General features: G+C 47.3%; 1 pseudogene. It reads right to left on the bottom strand.

Annotated features, from left to right (window positions below):
• Positions 1–29: 29 nt before the first annotated feature.
• Positions 30–203 (bottom strand): annotated as a pseudogene (locus FNY10_RS26525) (IS110 family transposase); the annotation flags it as partial.

Genomic DNA, 203 nt, shown 5'->3' with positions numbered 1-203 from the left:
TAATTCTTTAAACCGGTGTATTTCTGCCGTTATGCTACATAAGTTTGCTGTCGTGCCGTTAGGGCCCAGGCTATTCTGGCCAGCTTGTTTGCCAGAGCACAAGTGACGACAAAGTTGCTTTTCCGGCACAGTAAATCCCTGACCCAATCGGCCAATTTGCCAGACTGGTGTTCCAGTTTTTGTATGAATACCCTGGCACATTG

The organism is Klebsiella sp. Lac1 (assembly GCF_009825425.1).
Taxonomy (GTDB): Bacteria; Pseudomonadota; Gammaproteobacteria; order Enterobacterales; family Enterobacteriaceae; genus Klebsiella; species Klebsiella electrica.
Note: the sequence above shows the minus strand (reverse complement) of the source record. Positions and strands in the feature narration are given on the sequence as shown.